Here is a 20020-nt window from a genome sequence, read left to right as displayed (position 1 = left end):
AGTTATTCAAATATATAGAAGTTGTTTTTTTGATATGATAAAAAGTGAGTTTTTTATTCATAGTGTTTTGTTGAATCAGGAGATAGGTCAATAAAAAAGCACCTCTTTGATTAAAAGGTGCTTTACTTTATAGTTTAAAGAATAGAAATTCTATTTATTAATAAAGGACTTTGTACTTACCCAATTTATGTGCCAGGTGTTTTCTTTGTTTACATCTTCTGTTGCGTAAAAAAGAAACTTACCATCTGGAGTTAGATAAGGATTTCCTTGTCCGTTATGATTTATATACTCGGGTATTATTATAGGTGTTGACCATTCATTAACTCCTGTTTTATGAGAAATATTTAGTTCTAGATGTTCTTTGATTACTGCAAAAATCAAATGTTCCCCATCTGCTGAAATGTATGGAGTACAATAACCTTTTGCTTGATTGATATTTAATTGTAATTTTTTAGCAGGAAGATATTGATCATTTTCTAATGTTGCGTACCAGATTTCCATATTTGAATAATCAATATTACTTGAATGAAAATAAAGAATTCCATCATTAGTCAATGTAGGGTGAGACATTAATTTATCTCGTAGATTAGGAATGTCAATAAATTGAGGTTCGCTCCATTTTCCATTCTGTTTTTGAGATTTCCAGAGATGCCAGGTGTCAGAAACTTCTTCTGTATCAACGGATCTTGTCGAAGCAAAAACCAACGTATTACCATCTGGAGAGAAACTCATTCCGTGCTCATTATACGTACTGTTAAAAAAAGCATTTACAGGTGTAGACCATACGCCTTCTTTTTTTCTAGACATTTTTACATCAAAACTTGAAAAATCTGTATTTGAAATAGTAAAATAGTATGTTTCCATATCGGTAGAGAAAATACCTCTATGAACCAATTTATTACTAGTAACCAATTCTGGTTTAAATGGAATAGGTGTATCTCCTGGAATTTTATCAGTAAGAAACATATTTGATTGAGTTGCATTTTGATCTTGATTTTTGCAGGCTGTAACTACAAAAAGAATTAAGAATACTAATAATACATTCTTTATATGCATAAGTAGGTAATGTTTTTATTTAACTAATAGGTTAGTATATTCTGCTAATCTGTCAAAAACAGAGCCCCAGCCATTCATAAAGCCCATTTTTTCTTGTTGTCTGCAATATTCTTCTGTTGGGTGTACAACATTAAAGATAAAATTAGTTTTATCTCCATTTTCTTCAAATAAAGCTTGTATTTCTACCCCTTCTGTCATCGGTTTGAAATTTGCAGAACTAATTATTTTTTTCAATTCTACAATTTCTGAATAGATACCATCTGCAATAAACTCATTACCATCAGGCATAAGCATACTATATTTCCATTGGCCACCTACTTTAAAATCGTGTAGAATTACTTTTGTGGTCATTCCTTTTGGACCCCACCACCCGGCAATATGCTCAGGTTGAGTCCAGGCTTCCCAGACTAATTTAATTGGGGCATCAAAAGTTCTTTCTAATGTTAATGTGCGATTTTTTGCGTCGTTAGTTTTATTCATCGTTTTTATTTTTTGCTTGTAACTTCATTAAGTAATTTTCAAAAGAATCCAGTTTGTCTTCCCATAAGTTTTGATATTGTTCCATCCACAAAAAAGCAGGAATTAGACTTTTAGGTTCAATTTTGCATAATTGTTCCCTTCCCTGTTTATTAAGGGATATTATACCACATTCTTTAAGGATTTTTAAATGTTTTGAAATTGCCGGCCGACTGATTTCAAAATTTTCAGCTATTGCATTTACCGTTAATGTATCATTTGCAAGTAATTCGATAATATCTCTTCTGATCGGATCGGCAATTGCTTGAAATACATCTCTTCTCATATTAATATGTAACTGATTGGTTACAAATATATATGTAATCATTCGGTTACGCAAATATTTTTTTACCGTTTCAATTAATTCTTTGAATCACCTAAAAATTTCAGAGTTTTATCTGGATATAGATTTGAAGCATCAAAATTGTTTAGTTTCAAATCAGAAATAGATATTTTTTGAGTCCATCGACTTTTTTTCTTTAACTTATTTATTTGTATAATAAGTGTAGAAGGATATCGGATACCATCTATGTTTTCTGTTATGTTTTCATACCTGATAGAGCCATAAATATTATTTGGAGAGGGCAGATATGTATCTCTTACGGTATAACTGGCAAAAGCTAGGTGTCCGGTTTTTCTAGATATATAAAGTAAATATTGATCATATTCTGAATTTGGTTCTGTAGATTCCCAGGTTGCAAATACTAAATCATACAGATTGTCTTCAAATGTTGTACTCCCAGCATATTTTAAAATAGGGGCATCTTTTAATCGTAAAGGAAGTTCAAAAAGATATTGCACCGCAGGCAAAGTGAACGTCATTGATGGCTTATTTTTGAATTGTAAATTACCATCATAATCTATAGTATAATACTTGAAGGATTGTACTCCACGTTTTATTGAATCTCGACCTTTAATATAACGAAACTGTGCATCAAACGAATTTGGTCTAAACTTCATTTCCATCAATTTATTATCTTTTGGAAATGGATTGAAGAGTGCCATTATTCCTTTCCAATTATGAATGGCTTTATAAGAATACGTTTTTGAATTACTTAAAACATCTAAATTTTGATTAGCAATAACTTTGTTTATTAAGGCAATAGCTTTAGGTTCTCGATTGGGTGTTGAGTTAGTGACAGCAGATGTTCTTAAATCTGCCATTTTACAACCTGATAGTGTTATTATCAAGACAAGAATTACTAATGGAGTTTTTAAGACCTTATGTTGATTCATTTTTTGCTAGTTTAGTTTGCCCTTACAGAAATAATCAGTTTGTTTGATTTATAACTTCTTGTCAGATTGTAGAATTATACGTTTAGTCGTAGCAAATTAGTTTTAATTATAACTAAACTAGTTAGATGTTGGTCAGTATATACGAATTGTTCAGTTTTAAGACCCAAACTATCTATTTATTTGTATTCTTTTTTATTGATTAATTTAAAGAAAGAAAGAAGGTGAAATATGTGTTAATATGGTCGTCGCCTTATATGAATAGAGAATATTTATCCTTACTTTTAACCACTATACACATCAAACTTAACTATATCATGCAAAAATTCTATTTGTTATTACTTAGTGTTTTATTGCTAATTTCTTGTCAAAAACAAAAACAACCTGCTGATTTATTGGTCTTTAATGCAAATGTATATACCGTTGATGATACTCAACAAAAAGCGCAAGCTTTTGCAATTAAAGACGGAAAATTTCTAGCAATTGGATCTACAGAAAAACTAACAGATTCTTATACATTTGAAGAATTGGTTGATGCAAAAGGTAAAACAATTATTCCTGGTTTGATAGATGCTCATTGTCATTTTTATGGATTGGGGTTACAACAACGTCAGGTAAATCTTGTGGGAACGAATAGCTATGATGAGGTATTGGAGCGTATTATAACTTTTCAAAAAGAGAAAAAACTTTCTTTTATTACTGGTAGAGGTTGGGATCAAAATGATTGGGAAATAAAGGAGTTCCCTACTAAAGAAAAATTAGATAGCATCTTTCCTAATACACCAGTTGCAGTAACCAGAGTAGATGGTCATGCAATGCTTGTAAATCAAGCAGCTTTAGACCTTACCAAAATTACTGCTAAAACAAAGGTATCTGGAGGAGAGATTATCAAGAATAAGGGAAAATTAACAGGAGTTTTAATTGACAATGCCATGGAGCCAATGGAGGCTGTTTTTCCGAAGCCTACTGTTTCTGATCAAAGTTGGGCTTTACGTAATGCTGAATCTATAAATTTTAGCTATGGATTGACCACTGTGGATGATGCAGGATTAAGTCCACAGGTGATCTCGTTAATAGATAGTTTACAAAAAGAGGATAAACTTAAGATCAGGATATATGCTATGGTTAGTAATGTTCCAGAATATGTTGATCATTATCTCGAGAAAGGTGTTCATAAGACTGAAAGATTAAATGTTTCTTCTTTTAAAGTCTATGCAGATGGAGCTTTAGGTTCCAGAGGAGCAACATTAAAGCAACCTTATACAGATAAAGAAAACCACTATGGTGCTATGGTGATTAGTAATTCAAAATTTAAAGCTTTAGCCAAACGACTAGCAGGTTCACCGTTTCAGATGAATACTCATGCAATTGGAGATTCTGCCAATGCGGTTGTGATCAAAACATATTATGATGTATTAAAGAACAAATCTGATCGTAGATGGCGAGTAGAACATGCGCAGGTAGTTGCTCCAGAAGAGTTTGAAATGCTTAATGACAATCTGGTTATGAGTGTACAACCAACACATGCAACTAGTGATATGTATTGGGCAGATGAACGATTGGGAGAAGAAAGAATTAAAGGAGCTTATGCGTATAAGAAGTTATTAGAAAAAACAGGTAAATTGGCATTAGGTACTGATTATCCAGTAGAGCACGTGAGTCCTTTTTATACTTTTTATGCAGCGGTTGCACGTAAAGATTTAAAACAATACCCTGATGGAGGATTTCAGAAAAAAGATGCTTTAACAAGAGAAGAAGCACTCAAAGGGATGACTATTTGGGCTGCTTATAGCAACTTTGAAGAATTAGAAAAAGGAAGTATCTCTGTAGGTAAATTTGCCGATTTTGTGATTCTTGAAGATAATATTATGGAGATTGAGGAAGATAAAATTCCAAATATAAAAGTAAACGCTACCTATGTTAATGGAGAGAAAGTGTATTAATAACTACTAGATAAAAAATATTTATATAGGTCTATAGATTAATCATCTAAAAGAAAAAGATTTAGAGATTAGATTCTGGTCATTACTTTTTCTACTAGTTTGTCACATTTACTAAAACCAAATTCGAAAACATCGGTATGAAGAGAAAGTTCATATAGCTCTTCTCTGATCATTTCTTTTGCACGATGAATACGTACTTTTACATTCGATGTGGTTAATGATAGACAATCTGCAACTTCTGCGATGCTCATACCTTCAATTTCGCGAAGCATGTATACTGATTTATATTTAATATCTAATCGATCAATAGCATCTTCTAATACTTGTTTTGCTTCTTGTCGTATCATTTTCTTTTCAGGGTTTACTTGTTCAGTATCTGGAATCTCTAATATGAAATCATTAGAAGTTGCAGTTTCCGATATTTGTAGATCAAGGTATTTTCCTTTGGTTTTTAATCGAGCTAAGGTTTCATTAATACCTATTCGAATCAACCAGGTCGAAAATTGTGAATTGGATTTAAACTGATACAATTTTTCATAGGCTTTCAGATATGTATTTTGCATAAGATCTTCGATTTCACTTTGATCAGAAATATAACTTCGTATAACTCGATATAGTTTCTGGTTATTTCTTCTGAGTAAAATTTCATACAATTCTTTTTCACCAGAAAGAATTCGAGTTATCACATCCGTATCTGATATTTTAAAAGTTTTGTAATCGTTAATTTTAATGGGATCCATAACGTTTGTTTAGTTCTTAGATTAAAAAGACATCAAAAAGTTACAAAGTTCTGTAACCAAATCTTTCTTTTTTTATCTAAATACCGAATAACTAAAAATACTTAAAATAATGGATTCGAATACTAAAACAGTTTTTACAGTATTAAAATATACCTATGGACTTGTTCCTATAGTGGCGGGATTAGATAAGTTTATAAATATTTTGACAGATTGGAGCCAATACATGTCATCGGGATTAATTGATTTACTTCCGTTTAAACCTTCAATTTTTATGGCGATCGTAGGTGTTATTGAAATAATAGCAGGGATTATGGTACTTATCCGACCTAAAATAGGAGGATATGTAGTTATGGGGTGGTTATTAGCAATCGCATTAACCTTATTATTTAGTGGTAAATTTATTGATGTTGCGGTTCGAGATATTGTTATGGCAATTGGTGCATTTTCATTAGCAACATTAGCTACCAATGAGATGGTAACCAAGAATAATTAAGATAAACAGGAGGGAGGTGTGATTCTTAATAATAGTGGTTTTTAGAAGTAGTTAGTGCCAATCTGTTGTATAACAGTACTTCATGAAAGAACTTACTTTCCTCCGTTTGCTTGTAAATCTGCTATACAAAGTGGATCAAGTGCTGGAACTCCATTACCCAACATATCCATCATACCAGAACCAAATTCGATTGCTGCTTCCATCAAACAACTTTGTACATTACAATGCCCTCTGGATTCTGTATCCTCATGCTGAGATTGTAATTGAGTACCTATATTTACTAAACCTAAAAGGTGTGCGAATTCATGATTGAGAGTTGCTGCTTCTATAGTCGATAGCATAGGAGCATTAGGACGACTACTTAAATTACGTAGCGTGCCTTCATAAATAACAATAGACGTATTTTGATATGCACTACCTAATGTAACCCTGGTATTCGTATCACCGTCGTTGCTACCATCAGCAAAATATATATAGACAGTAATCTCATCTCCTTGATTAAAAGTCGTTCTCACATCAGTTTCAATTTGTGAAATTTCTTCTATAGTAAAAGGAGCTCGATTAGAAGACGTTACAGATCGTTGATTAATCGTTATACCATCAGGTTTAAAAAGACGATCTTCAAGAAAGTTTTTAAATGCATTTACGGCAGTGGTTGTTGGTTCAAAACCTTGAACCGAGATCATTTCTATAGTTAATCCTTTAAAATTATTATCACTTAACAAATCATTGGCAGAACTTCCTAAAGGTTGTCTATTTGCTACTTGTTGAGGGTCTATAGTATCAGCATCGTCATCATTAGAACAACCTACTAATACTAAAGAGGTAAATATCAATACGCTCAGCAGTTTGGTGATTTGCATAAATTTATTTTTAGAAAATAGTTAGTTTATTCCCGAGTATTTATTTGTCAGAAACTTGTTTTCATGCATCAAAGATCATACCATCAATAATATATTAAACTACAAATAGACGAGTTTTATTGCCGTGTAAGTCTAGCCAAAAAATCATGATGTTCTCCTTCAAGAATTAACTCACAAATTAAACCATTAGCATTTGCTGCATTTTGAAGTGTGTTGTAGTCTATATATAACCAATCAAACCAATCTGATTTTTGGTTTTTATAACTTAGTCTGTATTGCATCTCACCATAATATCCGGATGATGCATCTACCCAAAAACCTCCATCATCATCGGTAAATAAATAAGAAATATCTGAAGAATCTATAAGGATCTGCCCGTTTGGTAGTAAGAGTGTTTTAAGGTGTGAAAAAAACCTGTCAATTTGATTTAATTTACCTATGATTCCACTTCCATTCATTAAAAGAAGAATTGTATCGTATTGTTGGTGATTAAAATCAAAGATATTTTTAACCAAGGTATTATGAATCCCTCTTTTTGTACAAATATCAATAGCGCCTTCAGAAATATCGATTGCAGTTACATCCAGGTTTTTTTTATCTTGTAAATATAGGCTATGACTACCAGCGCCGCATCCAACATCAAGGGTTTTTCCAGAAGAAAGATCCAACGCTTTTTGCTCGATCTTAGGCATTTCTGAATATGTTCTGAAAAGGTAAGAAACAGGAATGATGTCATCATCAAAGTCAGGAGCTTGCACAGTAATATCTGTAGGGTGATTATTGTTGTAAAAATCTTGTATTGCTATTCCAAAAATGTCCTTATTCATTATGATAAGATATAATTAATCTTGTTTTTAATGTATTGTCTTAAGGCTAGTACTTTTTACTTCGTACTTTAAATACTACTTTTGCCACATGCAAGAATTTATAGATCAATTGCCAAAACTCGCCAAAGATAAGCATAACGAGAACAAAAAGTTCTTTACTAAGCTTAAAAAGAAACCACCTAAGAATCTGGATTTAGTGATGCAGGATTTACATGAGGAAGAGTTTAGAAATACAGATTGTCTGGAGTGTGCCAATTGCTGTAAAACAACTGGACCTTTATTTACGGATAAGGATGTAGATCGAATAGCAAAGCATATGAAAATGAAATCACATCAGTTTGAAGAACAATATCTAAAAAAAGATGAAGATGGGGATTTTGTTTTACAAGAAACTCCTTGTGCTTTTTTGGCAGCAGATAATTATTGTTTGATCTACGATGTGCGCCCAAAAGGATGTAGAGAATACCCGCATACTGATCGTAAAAAATTTCATCAGATATCTGATATAACAATGCATAATGTTGCGATTTGTCCTGCTGCTTACAACATCGTAGAAAAAATGAAAACTATAATATCATTAGAACATAAGAGTAACAGGCGTGCCTAATTATAAATTTCAGAAAAATAGTCTTCATCCAGAATATATGCTGCTATCATTCTAAGTAAAACCTGGCCCATAGTCATATTCTGTGCCTTTTGGATTAAAACCGCTTCACAATCTCCATAAGATACAAAATATAAGGTAGGTTCATTTAATTGATTCATCTTTCCGGGATGTGCAATAACCCAGTTTTGCCCATAATCGATAATACCTTCGGTATCTTCGGTACCATACCCATGTTTTGTAAGAGATTCAATGAATTCACTATTCTCTTCTTCAGCTTCTTCTAAAGCTTCATATTCCCAGCTTTGATCGATAGCGTATCCTTTTTCTTGTAGACCATTAAAACCAATATAGCCACCACCAAGAGATTCCCAGAAGATTCCATTATGTATATTGGCAACTTCTACCCAGGATTTAGGACCTTGATCACCAGTAAAAGGGGCAAGACATTCTATAATTACTTCATCATCATCATATAGTGCGTGTTGAAACGTGAGTAATAAGCGATCGTTATCTGCTGTTGCTTTTATAAATTGATTCATAATTTTATGAAGAGCTTTTATATCATCTTCGTTTTTGCACAAAAAACTTAAATGTTTTGAAATAGCTTCTTTTTTCTCTTGACCTCCAATAAGAGGATTCCAGATATTGATCATAATTATAAATAGTTTTTTAATTTGTTATTTCAATAAACTTCTCTTCTTCTGTTCCAGGAATTATAGGAGCTGGTTCATAATGTCCGCTCAATGTTGATAGAATTTCGCCAGTTTCCTTATGTATTTCTTCTTTAGAAAAACCGCCGCCCAGATAGGGATCTCTAGAGGAAGTATCTACCGTGTAGGTTGTGTCTTCTTCATATATAATCATTTGCAAAGACCATCGATTCCCTTTTTTAAGAATGCTTTTGTCAGTACCAATAGCATTTAGAATAAAATCTATAATTTTTTTGTTTTCGGGAGTAGAAACAAAAAACGAACTTTTTGATCCACTACCAGCATTACTCATAGAAATAGTTCTTGAAGGTAATTCGACAGTTATATCTGTATAAACACTTATGTTTTTAGGAACATAGATTACATTATATCCAAAATAAACCATGATTCTCTTGTCACTAACCATGACTTTTATAAAATGAAAATCTTCTTGAGTTAGTTTTGCTCTGTCTTTGGGCTGTATCTCATCTAGTGCTATTTGGATGATATGATCTCGTCCTGTATCGACTAGATTTTTAATCTGTTTCTGTGTATCTGAATTTTGAGCATTTGTCATCTGAAAAAGCAGTAGAATTATTATAACATTAGTTGTTGTCTTCATGTTCTTTGGGATTAATAATTCCTTTGTTTTTAATAATCTCATCTATCATTTCTGAAGCCTGTCCATTCTGCTTTGCTTTTTTAACATAGTTCAAAGCTTCTTTTGGATTTTTGAGCTTGTAATAAATTTCTGCAATATTTGCCAAATACATAGGTTCATTGGTGGCGGTAAGAGCTGCATTTTTAAAATAAGGTAATGCTTCTTTATATTTTTTTTGAATATCTAATGCACAACCTGTTAGGTTATATAATCTTGCTAAAGCTGCCGCATCATGAGAGGCTTTATCAATAAACTCTTGTTCACGATCCAGATATGCAGGAATTCCTTCTTTTAACCATAGTAATCGTGCTTTTAGAAAATATACCTGACCAAATTGAGAATCCATTTGGATAATAGCATCTCCTTTCTGTTCTGCCAGGTCCCATTCTTTGTTCTTAAGATCATTCCATGCAGCTTGTAGCAGAGCATATTTACTTTTTTCTTTGATTTTGTATAGATCAATATCTTGCGAAAATTTATCTTTATTCTGATTTATGGTTGTAACCAGAATTTCTGCAAGACTTGCCAATTCAGGTTTTTTCTGGATACGTTTATAAGTATAATTGATAAAATTATAAGCAATTAATCTATCGTTTTCATAATTATCGTCCTTAGGAATATTAGTTGATAAACGTGATATGAATATATTCTTAAAATCATCACCATAAATTTCTGTACCCTTGTCTATAAGTTGATCAATAGTCTTATACCATGACTTTTTATATGGCTCTGGAGATATATTATTGTTCCATACAGGGTTTTCTTTATCGGTTTCGAAGCTTTTTAAAATCTGATTAACTTTTTGACTTCTGTATAATTTTAATAAGAAAGCATTTTCACTTTCATAGTCATCAAGATCTTCTCCAAACATATTATCCTCATATTCTTCAAGATATCTTCTCTCTGATTCTACTTTTGACATTAGTTTTTCTGGAAAAACTTCATGACCTAATTTATTAAGCATACCACAGATTGGAGTGATCATATTATTAATACGGTATTTTTGATCTTCATCTATTTCTGTTTTATATTGTTGATGTAGTTGTAACAATTGTTCTTCAAAAGGTTTGATGACGTCAACAGGTAGTTTAGAAATATTAACACTTCCGTTTGAATCATCCCCTATGTAGTGATGATAGTCAAGAATGTAGTATTTGTCGGTTAATAAGTTTTGTATGTATTCCTGGATAGAAGCGTGTGTGTATAACTCATATCGATAGGCTAATTTGATCTTTAAATGGGTGTCTTCGATCTTGTCTATAACGCTGATCAAGAAAGGTTTTATTTTTGGATCTTCAGAAAATTCATCCCATAACCCATACCAATTATTTACCAAAATCGAAATATATGCTGGTTTTATATTAGGTTGATCCGGGATTTCACTTAAAACAGGTTTCGGTATGCCATACTTGGCTCCATTAAAAATAATATCTCTAAAGAATTTTCTATCTGGATGAGATGATAATACTCTAAAAGCTTCTTTTTTTAGTTTTTTAATATCAAGGCTTTCTTCCTTTTCGGTTTTATTAAAAAGAGGACCTCTGATATATGTAGCTTTACTTTTTTGTATAGATTCATTAGAAATGACTTTACTATTAAGTTTAGCTTGTTCTTTACCAGGTTTTAAATTTAAAATACGAATTAACTCATCTGGAATATTTTGTTCTGAGGCCATTCTTTTTGATAATTTCTTGAGGAGATTATCATTTTCACTTAGTAAGATATTTTCAACAGTTTCAGGATCTTTTGATATGATTTGTTCTCTATAAGGTTTCCAAATGTTATTAGGATAATGTAAATATCTGGATTCATTATTTACGATTACCGCCACATATTTTGAGGCAATATTATCAAATCTCGGATCTATAATGAGTTCTTCTACAATTGGATGAAGATCAAACTGCATTTCCATAGTGAGCGTATCATAATCCACATCCTCAACATCCCGGAAATAACTATAAATACTAAAATTGCTTTGTATTACAGGAAGTTTTGGTTCATCAAAAATGTTAATATTATTTACAAAACTGGAACATTCCTGAAATGAAAGAGAAATAACTCCATAATCTGGTTTATGTTCAAAAACGATTTTGCCTAGTTTAAAATCAGGATGGTTATTTACCAAATATTCAAAACACTCCGAGGACATTTTTTTTAAAATTGGTTGGATATCAAACTGTTGTTTTTTGAATTTTGGGTTTTTACCTTTTTTAAGAATGCATATATTATAAGGAGTAAAACCTATAACCGTATCATTATCATATATGGTAGCCAGGTTACTGGTTAAAGGCTCATAATATAGGTTTTCTTTATTGATACTTTCTAACCAATTAATGGAGGAGATGTTATTATGATCTTCAGATATAGTTTTAAAAAGATATTCGCCTCCTGTACTGTATAATGGTACTTTGGGTTTTTCTGAAAAATAATAGATCGGCGCTACTTCATCCCTTGTATGACAAATATATTTAGGAGATTTAGGATTACTAATTTCTATGATAGTTCCTCCTATTAAATAGTTATCAATAAATGCTATATGATTATTGCTATAGGTATGATTATCTTTAATAGAAGATACATATGTCGGGTTACTTTTGTCGTTGATATCAATTAAAACAAGTAACCTTGAACTAGGCTCTACCACCAATATATTTTGATAGACATGTAAACTAAAACCACTATCAATAAAAAGTTCTGATGAGATAAGTTCTTTTGTTGAAAGATCAAAAATTTCTAAGTATTCATTGTTGCAAGCATATAAATGCCCATCAGATACCGTAATACTTTTGTATTTAGATAGAACGTTTTGGTTTTTAATAACTCCTTCAAGTTTAATGATTGCGTTTTCCTGAATTCTATATTGTGTAATTCCGTTATTGTAATCTGCTACATAGATAATTTCATTCTCATAAAAGAATTTATATGTATTGTCTTTATCAAGTTGTAGACTATCGTGTTTAGTTACTTCATAGGAACTTGTGATTTCTCCCAGATAAAGCTGTTTATCATCATTAACAGCAACGAATTTATCGTTATGGATAGGAACAGCCCATTGTAGATTAACATCTTTAATCTTGTGAGTCATGTAATAACAATCCTCATAAGGAGTTGTTTCAACCTCTGATTTTTCAGTTTCTGGAATAATTAAAGAGGATTCTTCTACCCAAGTGGCGAAATCCTTTTTTTTCTGTTCTTTAGAAAGATAACTTTTATGCGCATCAATCAAATATGGAACATCAGAAAACTCTTTTAAAAATAATTGAATTAAATGATCAGAAGGATGATCTAATCTGGTAAACAAATACGTCGCTTTTTGATCATCATTTAGAACGGTATAAATTTTCATTAGTGCTAACCGGGCTCTATTAGCAGTATCATAATTTATTTTGCTATCGAGAAACACTGTGATCTCCTTTTCTAATTCTAAAATTTTCTGTGAATCGTTATTTAATTCTCGGATATCAAATAACCATTTAATAAATAAGACATCGCTCTTGGCACTCTTATTTTCTAGTCCATTATAAATATGTTCAAATTCTTCTTTATGGTTAAGGAAATATAAGATTTCAAGAATATGTGTTTTTTCATGATCAGAAGGGTTTTTGATTGTATTCAGAATTTCCAGTGATTCATCATATCTGTTTTGAGAATAAAATTTTGAAGACAGGTATTTTTTAAAGCCTTCATAACTTTTATGAGTTACAGGAAATAATTGAATTGCTTTTTTATAAGCCTCTTCACTATAACCGTAAATAAGCTCTTTATGCTCATAGGTTATAGCCAAATTGTTATTAATAATGATATCTAACCATGTTTGAAAAGCAGTTTCGTTTTCAATAGGATTTGGAATATTATCAACGTCAAGGACCTTATCAGGAAATTGTTCTAAGAACGTATCATAAGCATTAAAAAAAGCTTCTTCTGATAGATCACCTTCTTCCTCTTCTATATGTCCGCCACCAAGATTCCAATCTTCAAATTCATCATGTAACCTAAATATTGCTTTTTCTCTGCGTTTTGATTTTATATAACTATAATTGAAATCTTTTATATCATACGTATAAATATTGCTTTCTTCTTCTGAACCTTCATAAATATTGCTTTTTGGATAAAATAAATTAAAACCAGTTTTATAAAATTTCAGAAAGGGATAAGAAATTTTAAAGTTAGGTAATGTTAATCTTACATTATAAAAAGGACCTGAACCATTTGGATGATTAAAGGCAATAACTCTATTGTCTTCATTAGAGTTACGATTAAAAACAACATTATGTAGTATAAAACCTACTAAATGGTGAAATACATCTGGAGAATATGATATAGCTACATTACAAATAGCCGTATTAATTTGCTCTAAAAGCTTTTCTCTTAAGCATATTAAATAACTCTTGTATAACTCTTCCTGAATATGATTAAAAGATAAAACAGGTTTTAGTTTATGATATTTATGATTGTACTCTTTGGCTTTATTAATATAATTAGGATCTATTTGTTTTCTGTTTTCAAAAGTAGCATCAGCAATATCTAACCATTCGCTAATAGAAATAACACCTATTTCACCTGCATCATTGTATTCGGATTCATAGTAGTATTCGTCCCAACTGTTATTATAAGTGACTTTAAGAGAGTCAAAAGTTTCATTAGGTGAAATAATAATCATTCGCAAGGTATCCGTATTGATTTTTTCAGATTCAATAGCCCGATCAATGATTTTTTTAAGCTGAGATTCTATAGATGAGGTAATATTTAGTGTCATGATTAAGAAATTTTTTGATATGCTGAATTAAGATATAATGATTTTTTTAAGATATGACCAGATTAATGTAATTCTTATCAGGAAGATTGTTCCCACAACTACGGTAAAAAAAAATAGATATAGGCAAATAGATAAAACCGGCTATATTACCTTCTATCTTGGTCATCCAGATTAGGAAAATGGGTATTCCCAAAAAATGATATTGATATCTATCTGCAAAAAAAGCATATACTTCCTGGTATTAAATTGTTAGAAGATGACCTGATTTCATCATAATTATACTAACATGTTATGGGATTTTGACTAATTTCAGGTCATCTGAGTATAGATTTTAAACCCTAAAAATCTACTTCTTTCTATATGATTTTTATCAATTTTATTTTATTGTAGAGCGTATGTTTTCTGTTACTCTTGATAGAGAATGGTTTGTAGAAGTTATTCCTATATTTTTAAATTCAAAAAATATAGGAATAACTATTTAAGGTGTGTCTATTATTGGTTTTGTTTTACAGCCCTTTTTTTAATTCTTCTATGGTTTTGGCCATTACTACACCCGGTAGTTTGATTGGAGCCGCAACTTCTGCTAGGAAAGTACCTTTTACTTCTCCTTTTTTATAGGTTGTGAAACCAATGCGATATAACCCAACAGTTAAAGCTTTTAAAGGATCACTTACTTCACTTTTATACCTTAACAAAGAGTTGTATGAGCTTCCGCTAGGTTGTTTTGGCATTTCGCCACTATCATCATTTCTTTCTAATGTTACCCAGTTAGCACCATCTACAGCATCCTGACTAATATTATCTTTACTGATAATATCAGAGCGCTCAAGAGTAATATAAGTATCAAAGTAATCCCCAGATTTTGCATTATCTGTATATCCTTTTGATTTGATAGCATTTTTTACTTTTGCTTTACCTACTGGAGACATCATTCTCACTCCAAGTTCTGGAGCTACAGCCGGAATCCATACATAGATGTAATAGAATTTTTTACCATCTTTTACTTCATCTTCATTACCAGGAGCGGCATATCCAAGGTATGATACTACATCAGTATATGGTACTTTAATGGTTTTTGGCCCTATTTTTTTCTCAATTGAGCTTCCAAACTTTTTTAGTTTTTGCGCTTGTATGCTAGTCGAACTTCCTAAAGCGATTATACTTAGTAGAATTAAGATCTTTGTTTTCATTATTTTAATTTTTTGTTGTTATTTATTTATGTTAGACACACTTTTATTGTTTCATTGTAAATGTTACTGTAACCTGATATTTTTGAAGTTCATCTAACCCATATACGTTAACATATTCTATGCCCGCATTAGAGTTTTCAACCTTTATAATATCACCTAATTTTTTATTAAGCTTATCTGCGATTTTTTTAGCTTTTATCTTGGCATCTTCAATAGCAGCAGTAGTTAGAATTGCCAATTGATCATTGGATTTCTCTTTTGCTATTGTTTCTACCTGAACAAGAGTAAGACCCTTCATTCTTTGCTTGATAATATTTAATATTTCTTCTTGAGAAGTTGTAGTATAATTATAACACATCGCATCTTTTATCTCTCCATATGAAGAGTATAATTGAAGTGGAATGTTCTTCTGAAAAGCATTAAAATCAACATTTATGGTTTTTAATCGATCCTTATACATTTGTATTACTTCAGATAAGGTTTTTGATTCTAATTGTTGATAACCATCAGAAACTACTTCTTTTAAAGAGATGCTAAGATGATAATAACCAATCTCTACTTTTTTGTTTGTTTCTCCTATTACCGTGATTGTCCTATCTGTGTTTCCCTGAGAAAACATAGAAGTAAAGGTGATAAGAAATATAAAAACTAGCGTTCTCATTTTTACAGATAATTAGGTTAGTAATCAAGAAATATTAGAATGACAAGAATGATAATACTATCATTGCGGCACCCACGATTAATCCTAGAATCCCTAGTTTACCTTGTTTAGGAGCTAATTTTGCTCTTAACTCATTTGCTTTTTCTTTGGCAGCTTCATTTTTGGATAAAAGTAGTTTGTTAATCATCCCAAAACCAAGCATAAATCCTAATACAGCCATAATAATATTACCTGCTAAATAAGTTACCCAACGTACTGGAAAATGAGCAAGCCATGATAATCCTAAAACAGATGAAATAATTCCCCATACTCCCCAAAAACAGAATACTAAACCGATCCATCCTTGATAAGGTTCGATTTTTTCTAAAAGCTCTTTTGCATTAGGTTTTTTGGATAATAATAATGATGGTACTGCGATAATACTTAGTAAAATTAATGTGATTCCCCAAGTCATGATTTTTAAATTTTAAGGGTTAGTAAATGTTTTAATGATTTTAGGATTATTAGTTAGCCAAAAATCACAGTACAAAGATGAGTTTTATGTGTGCTGGGCAAAACACCTTTTCTAGTGAAAATCATTACCCTGTAAACAGGGGGGACCCCTTTCTGTAGAAACACTGTTTATGGTGGTTGATATGAGTGAATCCACCAATAATTTTGCGGTGTAAGCTCAAAAAATGTCAAAGTGAGTGATATCATTTAACCTGTTTTATACACTGGAAAATCTATTGTAATTTTCGATTACTTCAAATACTACAGTTTTACTAATTTTTTCACATTATATTGTAGAGTTTAATTCTCCGAACTTGTTTGGAGATGTAAAAATTGTTTTCTCAATCGATGACTGGTGGACTAACTTTGGGGTAGTTAGCTATCACTACAGCGGTACTGTATTATAATTGAATATTGCACCTAAAAACTTCTTGACAAAGTTCTAGGACTTAATACGGATTATATTAGCATACTTTCACTAAGCTTTTATGTATTTCATCTTTAGAGCATATTTGGTCAACCCAGCTAAATTTCTAACATTGAGTTTGGCAATAAGATTTTTTCTATAACTTTCTATAGTATGTTTACTTAAGAATAATTGGTCTGCTATTTCTTGAGTTGTATACTCTTGAGCAATTAATGTAATAACATCAACTTCTCTTTGAGTTAACTTAATCTCTTCTTGCTTTTTCTTTGAAAATTTATTTTCTAAGTAAATATCTTTGATTTCTTTTGAGAAATATTTCTCTCCTTTTAAAATGGTCTGTATAGCTTTTAAAAGTTCTTCTTTTTCCGCATTTTTTGGTACATAACCATCTACATTATGTTCGATAAGATTATCTATCATATCAGCATCATTATGCATGCTTACAACAAGAGTTTTGATACTTGTTTTTCTGTCTTTAACAATCTTATTTAGAGAAATACCATCTAATTCTGGCATGCTTATATCTGTAATAATAAGATCTATCTTTTCATCAGGATTTATCTCCAGATATTTGGCGATATGTTTCCCGTCTTTTGCAGTTAATACGATATTGTAATCTTTCTCCTCATTAAGAATACTTAGTAAACCATCTAAGAACATTTTGTGATCGTCTACTATAATTAGATTATACTTCATTTGTGTGATTTATTAGTGTTGGAATTTGGATATGAATCAAGGTACCTCTTTTGATACGAGAATCTATGTTTAAAATACCTGATATTTTTGTTAGTCTATTTTTTATGTTTTCAAAACCTATACCATCAACAATTCTTTTTGTGTCAAAACCAACCCCATTATCTTCGAACATAATGCTTAATTCATTTTCTATAAAGTTGATTTGAAGTTCTATAGAAGTCGCTCTAGCATGTTTAATGGTATTAGTAATTAGTTCTTGTATAATTTTGAATAACTCTACTTGTAATTTTTCATCAATTTCATCGATTTCTTTTCTTGGATATACTACAAAAGAAGTATATAACTCACTAGCTTCAGCAATATTGTTAAAATATTCTTCAAGAACATCAGAAAAATTATTTCTGCTAAATTTTTTCGGAATCAAGTTATGAGATAGATTCCTAACCTGTTCATAAGTATCGTCAATTTGAGTATTTATGGTTGTAAGTGGTTGTCCGTTTTCAATGATATTGCCATTGTTTAATTGCAATTTAATAGCAGCAAGATTTCCTCCTATAGCATCGTGTAATTCCTGAGCAATTCTTTGTCTTTCTTTGTCTTGCCCTTCTATAGAAGCTTTGATTACTTTAAGCTCCTGATCTTTTAGTAAAGAAGTAATTTTTTGTTTACTGATTTCTTTTTGTTTTTTGTTTAATTCGCTTTGCGCCTGGAGTTTTTGATAATATGTAATCAATAGTCCGATGACTGGAATAAGAAGAATTAGGAAAGAATATAATATGGTGTTTTTAATACTTTTTTGTCGGGAAAGCTTTGCTTGCTGAATCTCATCATCTTTTTTTAGAATAATATTTTCTTTTTGCATGCGCTCTTTTGCGCTTTTAATTTCTAAGAGGGCGCTCTCGGTTTCCTTTTTTTCAACCTCTTGTTGAAGCATTAAATTTTTAATAGCTTCTTCTTGATTGATTAATTCTAATCTTCGGTTTTTATTTTCAACCTGTAGTATTTTTATTTCTTTTTCTTTTTGAAGCATTTCATACTTTACCTCTAACTCATTAATTTCTTCTATCTTTTGAAGCTTGCTGATTGAATCTTTGACTTTAAAATATTTGGATAAAAAATTAAGCGCATTCTTATAATTATCTTGTTGTATTGAAATTTCTTTTAAATTTTCATAAATATTTAATTGTTGATTAAGAAGTCCTAATTCTATAGCATCATGTAATGCTACGGAGTAAATAAGTTCTGCATCCTTGTAGTTTCCTGCATCAATTAAGACACTTCCAACATTCATCCTGGCAATTAAACCTATTCTATTTAGTTCATGTTTGTCACTTATTTCAGCGGTTTCTTCATAAAGAGAAAGAGCTTCGGGTAGATTTTCTTGATTTTGTGCGTTAGAAGCTAGATTAAGCTTAATTATAGCTAAAGCCTGATAGTTTTTTTTCTTTTGACTTAATTCAAGTCCTTTTTTGAAATATTCATTTGAAGATTCATAATCTTCAATAGAAGCATAAATTATACCTATGTTAATGTAACTACCGTAGATGATTTCAGGATCACCTTCATATTCTAAACATTTTTTAAAAAGTTCTAAAGCTCGATTATGGTCTCCCATCTCGCTGTAACTTAAAGCTAAACCATGGGTATGAGTATAATATAAATCTTCCTCACTAAACTTATTACATTCCTGAATTCCTTTTAAGTGCCATTTTTTACTTTCTTCAAATAATCCTTTGTTTTTATAATTAATGGCTCGTACATTATATGCAAGAATTCGCGATCTGGTTTGAAGCGAATCATTATTTATTTTATTAAATTTTAATGATTCGTTAACATAATACATAGAAGAATCAATTAATGATCTATTCTTGAAATAATATGCTAAAAGTAAATTAACATTAGCTTTGGCTCGATCACTTTTAACCTTTTTTAATAAATAATGTGCTTGTTGATATGCTTTCTTTGATTGACCATTATTGAATAGTTTGTATATACTATCAATTAATTTTTTTTCCTTGTATTGAGTGGTAAGTTTTTTAGGTGGGGAAGACATTTTTGTATCATCCATTTGCGCGTGGAGATTGCTTGCAACGCATATAATAGTACAAATAATTAACTTTAATAGAAACTTTAACATACGCAAATTTATGAATTATGACCTACTATTATA

Annotated in this window: 18 protein-coding genes; 3 read left to right on the top strand and 15 right to left on the bottom strand. The window is 30.9% G+C overall.

From position 1 onward, the window contains the following. Positions 1 to 150 precede the first annotated feature (150 nt). Genes U0D62_RS23180 through U0D62_RS23165 form a run of 4 tightly spaced genes read right to left on the bottom strand, consistent with a single transcriptional unit; the run spans position 151 to position 2808 of the window. Positions 151 to 1056, bottom strand: coding sequence for a TolB-like translocation protein (locus tag U0D62_RS23180; RefSeq protein WP_322289741.1), 906 nt, complete (start codon positions 1054 to 1056; stop codon positions 151 to 153). Between the two features lie 15 nt (positions 1057 to 1071). Next, positions 1072 to 1536, bottom strand: a complete 465-nt coding sequence (locus U0D62_RS23175) for an SRPBCC domain-containing protein (RefSeq protein WP_322289740.1) — start codon at positions 1534 to 1536, stop codon at positions 1072 to 1074. After that, complete coding sequence (locus U0D62_RS23170) at positions 1529 to 1900, bottom strand: ArsR/SmtB family transcription factor (RefSeq protein ID WP_322289739.1); 372 nt, start codon at positions 1898 to 1900, stop codon at positions 1529 to 1531. The genes U0D62_RS23175 and U0D62_RS23170 overlap by 8 nt, the downstream gene beginning before the upstream one ends. Before the next feature lie 32 nt (positions 1901 to 1932). Beyond that, positions 1933 to 2808, bottom strand: a complete 876-nt coding sequence (locus U0D62_RS23165; RefSeq protein ID WP_322289738.1) for a DUF6503 family protein — start codon at positions 2806 to 2808, stop codon at positions 1933 to 1935. A gap of 314 nt (positions 2809 to 3122) precedes the next feature. On the opposite strand from U0D62_RS23165, the gene U0D62_RS23160 reads away from it, so the two are divergent. Further along, positions 3123 to 4748 (top strand): amidohydrolase, encoded by a 1626-nt coding sequence (locus U0D62_RS23160; RefSeq protein ID WP_322289737.1) that lies wholly within the window; start codon positions 3123 to 3125, stop codon positions 4746 to 4748. A 68-nt stretch (positions 4749 to 4816) separates the two neighbouring features. Here the strand turns inward: U0D62_RS23160 and U0D62_RS23155 are convergent, their stop codons facing one another. Next, positions 4817 to 5488, bottom strand: coding sequence for an RNA polymerase sigma factor (locus U0D62_RS23155; RefSeq protein WP_322289736.1), 672 nt, complete (start codon positions 5486 to 5488; stop codon positions 4817 to 4819). A 109-nt stretch (positions 5489 to 5597) separates the two neighbouring features. On the opposite strand from U0D62_RS23155, the gene U0D62_RS23150 reads away from it, so the two are divergent. Next, on the top strand, positions 5598 to 5981 hold the full coding sequence (locus U0D62_RS23150) for a hypothetical protein (protein ID WP_322289735.1): 384 nt from the start codon (positions 5598 to 5600) through the stop codon (positions 5979 to 5981). Between the two features lie 92 nt (positions 5982 to 6073). On the opposite strand, the gene U0D62_RS23145 is transcribed toward U0D62_RS23150, so the two are convergent. Further along, entirely contained in the window at positions 6074 to 6844 is a 771-nt protein-coding gene (locus tag U0D62_RS23145; protein ID WP_322289734.1) for a hypothetical protein, read from the bottom strand. Between the two features lie 116 nt (positions 6845 to 6960). Beyond that, positions 6961 to 7671, bottom strand: a complete 711-nt coding sequence (locus U0D62_RS23140) for a class I SAM-dependent methyltransferase (RefSeq protein ID WP_322289733.1) — start codon at positions 7669 to 7671, stop codon at positions 6961 to 6963. 88 nt (positions 7672 to 7759) lie between these two features. Between U0D62_RS23140 and U0D62_RS23135 the strand changes: the two genes are divergently transcribed. Then, complete coding sequence (locus U0D62_RS23135) at positions 7760 to 8278, top strand: YkgJ family cysteine cluster protein (RefSeq protein WP_322289732.1); 519 nt, start codon at positions 7760 to 7762, stop codon at positions 8276 to 8278. Here the strand turns inward: U0D62_RS23135 and U0D62_RS23130 are convergent. The 8 genes from U0D62_RS23130 to U0D62_RS23095 all read right to left on the bottom strand — a co-directional run bounded on the left by U0D62_RS23130 (position 8275) and on the right by U0D62_RS23095 (position 19918). Continuing rightward, positions 8275 to 8931, bottom strand: a complete 657-nt coding sequence (locus tag U0D62_RS23130) for a hypothetical protein (protein ID WP_322289731.1) — start codon at positions 8929 to 8931, stop codon at positions 8275 to 8277. The genes U0D62_RS23135 and U0D62_RS23130 overlap by 4 nt on opposite strands. Before the next feature lie 16 nt (positions 8932 to 8947). Next, positions 8948 to 9589, bottom strand: coding sequence for a hypothetical protein (locus U0D62_RS23125; RefSeq protein WP_322289730.1), 642 nt, complete (start codon positions 9587 to 9589; stop codon positions 8948 to 8950). After that, a complete protein-coding gene (locus U0D62_RS23120) occupies positions 9573 to 14384 on the bottom strand; it encodes a hypothetical protein (RefSeq protein ID WP_322289729.1) in 4812 nt (1603 codons plus the stop codon). The genes U0D62_RS23125 and U0D62_RS23120 overlap by 17 nt, the downstream gene beginning before the upstream one ends. Positions 14385 to 14890: 506 nt before the next feature. After that, positions 14891 to 15574 (bottom strand): Lipl32 family lipoprotein, encoded by a 684-nt coding sequence (locus U0D62_RS23115; RefSeq protein WP_322289728.1) that lies wholly within the window; start codon positions 15572 to 15574, stop codon positions 14891 to 14893. Between the two features lie 43 nt (positions 15575 to 15617). Next, positions 15618 to 16235, bottom strand: a complete 618-nt coding sequence (locus U0D62_RS23110; protein ID WP_322289727.1) for a hypothetical protein — start codon at positions 16233 to 16235, stop codon at positions 15618 to 15620. A 34-nt stretch (positions 16236 to 16269) separates the two neighbouring features. Continuing rightward, a complete protein-coding gene (locus U0D62_RS23105; protein ID WP_322289726.1) occupies positions 16270 to 16689 on the bottom strand; it encodes a hypothetical protein in 420 nt (139 codons plus the stop codon). A 516-nt stretch (positions 16690 to 17205) separates the two neighbouring features. After that, the gene (locus U0D62_RS23100; protein ID WP_322289725.1) at positions 17206 to 17850 is read right to left on the bottom strand and encodes a response regulator transcription factor; all 645 of its coding nucleotides are present in this window, start codon (positions 17848 to 17850) and stop codon (positions 17206 to 17208) included. After that, complete coding sequence (locus U0D62_RS23095) at positions 17840 to 19918, bottom strand: tetratricopeptide repeat-containing sensor histidine kinase (RefSeq protein WP_322289724.1); 2079 nt, start codon at positions 19916 to 19918, stop codon at positions 17840 to 17842. Before U0D62_RS23095 ends, U0D62_RS23100 begins: the two co-directional genes overlap by 11 nt. Positions 19919 to 20020 lie beyond the last annotated feature (102 nt).

It is taken from the genome of Aquimarina callyspongiae, assembly GCF_034322225.1.
Lineage (GTDB): Bacteria > Bacteroidota > Bacteroidia > Flavobacteriales > Flavobacteriaceae > Aquimarina.
Note: the sequence above shows the minus strand (reverse complement) of the source record. Positions and strands in the feature narration are given on the sequence as shown.

What these genes read in the sequence shown, in the direction of transcription:
- U0D62_RS23180 (WP_322289741.1), bottom strand. Translation starts at nt 1,056, where the DNA reads ATGCATATAAAGAATGTATTATTAGTATTCTTAATTCTTTTTGTAGTT.
- U0D62_RS23175 (WP_322289740.1), bottom strand. Translation starts at nt 1,536, where the DNA reads ATGAATAAAACTAACGACGCAAAAAATCGCACATTAACATTAGAAAGA.
- U0D62_RS23170 (WP_322289739.1), bottom strand. Translation starts at nt 1,900, where the DNA reads ATGATTACATATATATTTGTAACCAATCAGTTACATATTAATATGAGA.
- U0D62_RS23165 (WP_322289738.1), bottom strand. Translation starts at nt 2,808, where the DNA reads ATGAATCAACATAAGGTCTTAAAAACTCCATTAGTAATTCTTGTCTTG.
- U0D62_RS23160 (WP_322289737.1), top strand. Translation starts at nt 3,123, where the DNA reads ATGCAAAAATTCTATTTGTTATTACTTAGTGTTTTATTGCTAATTTCT.
- U0D62_RS23155 (WP_322289736.1), bottom strand. Translation starts at nt 5,488, where the DNA reads ATGGATCCCATTAAAATTAACGATTACAAAACTTTTAAAATATCAGAT.
- U0D62_RS23150 (WP_322289735.1), top strand. Translation starts at nt 5,598, where the DNA reads ATGGATTCGAATACTAAAACAGTTTTTACAGTATTAAAATATACCTAT.
- U0D62_RS23145 (WP_322289734.1), bottom strand. Translation starts at nt 6,844, where the DNA reads ATGCAAATCACCAAACTGCTGAGCGTATTGATATTTACCTCTTTAGTA.
- U0D62_RS23140 (WP_322289733.1), bottom strand. Translation starts at nt 7,671, where the DNA reads ATGAATAAGGACATTTTTGGAATAGCAATACAAGATTTTTACAACAAT.
- U0D62_RS23135 (WP_322289732.1), top strand. Translation starts at nt 7,760, where the DNA reads ATGCAAGAATTTATAGATCAATTGCCAAAACTCGCCAAAGATAAGCAT.
- U0D62_RS23130 (WP_322289731.1), bottom strand. Translation starts at nt 8,931, where the DNA reads ATGATCAATATCTGGAATCCTCTTATTGGAGGTCAAGAGAAAAAAGAA.
- U0D62_RS23125 (WP_322289730.1), bottom strand. Translation starts at nt 9,589, where the DNA reads ATGAAGACAACAACTAATGTTATAATAATTCTACTGCTTTTTCAGATG.
- U0D62_RS23120 (WP_322289729.1), bottom strand. Translation starts at nt 14,384, where the DNA reads ATGACACTAAATATTACCTCATCTATAGAATCTCAGCTTAAAAAAATC.
- U0D62_RS23115 (WP_322289728.1), bottom strand. Translation starts at nt 15,574, where the DNA reads ATGAAAACAAAGATCTTAATTCTACTAAGTATAATCGCTTTAGGAAGT.
- U0D62_RS23110 (WP_322289727.1), bottom strand. Translation starts at nt 16,235, where the DNA reads ATGAGAACGCTAGTTTTTATATTTCTTATCACCTTTACTTCTATGTTT.
- U0D62_RS23105 (WP_322289726.1), bottom strand. Translation starts at nt 16,689, where the DNA reads ATGACTTGGGGAATCACATTAATTTTACTAAGTATTATCGCAGTACCA.
- U0D62_RS23100 (WP_322289725.1), bottom strand. Translation starts at nt 17,850, where the DNA reads ATGAAGTATAATCTAATTATAGTAGACGATCACAAAATGTTCTTAGAT.
- U0D62_RS23095 (WP_322289724.1), bottom strand. Translation starts at nt 19,918, where the DNA reads ATGGATGATACAAAAATGTCTTCCCCACCTAAAAAACTTACCACTCAA.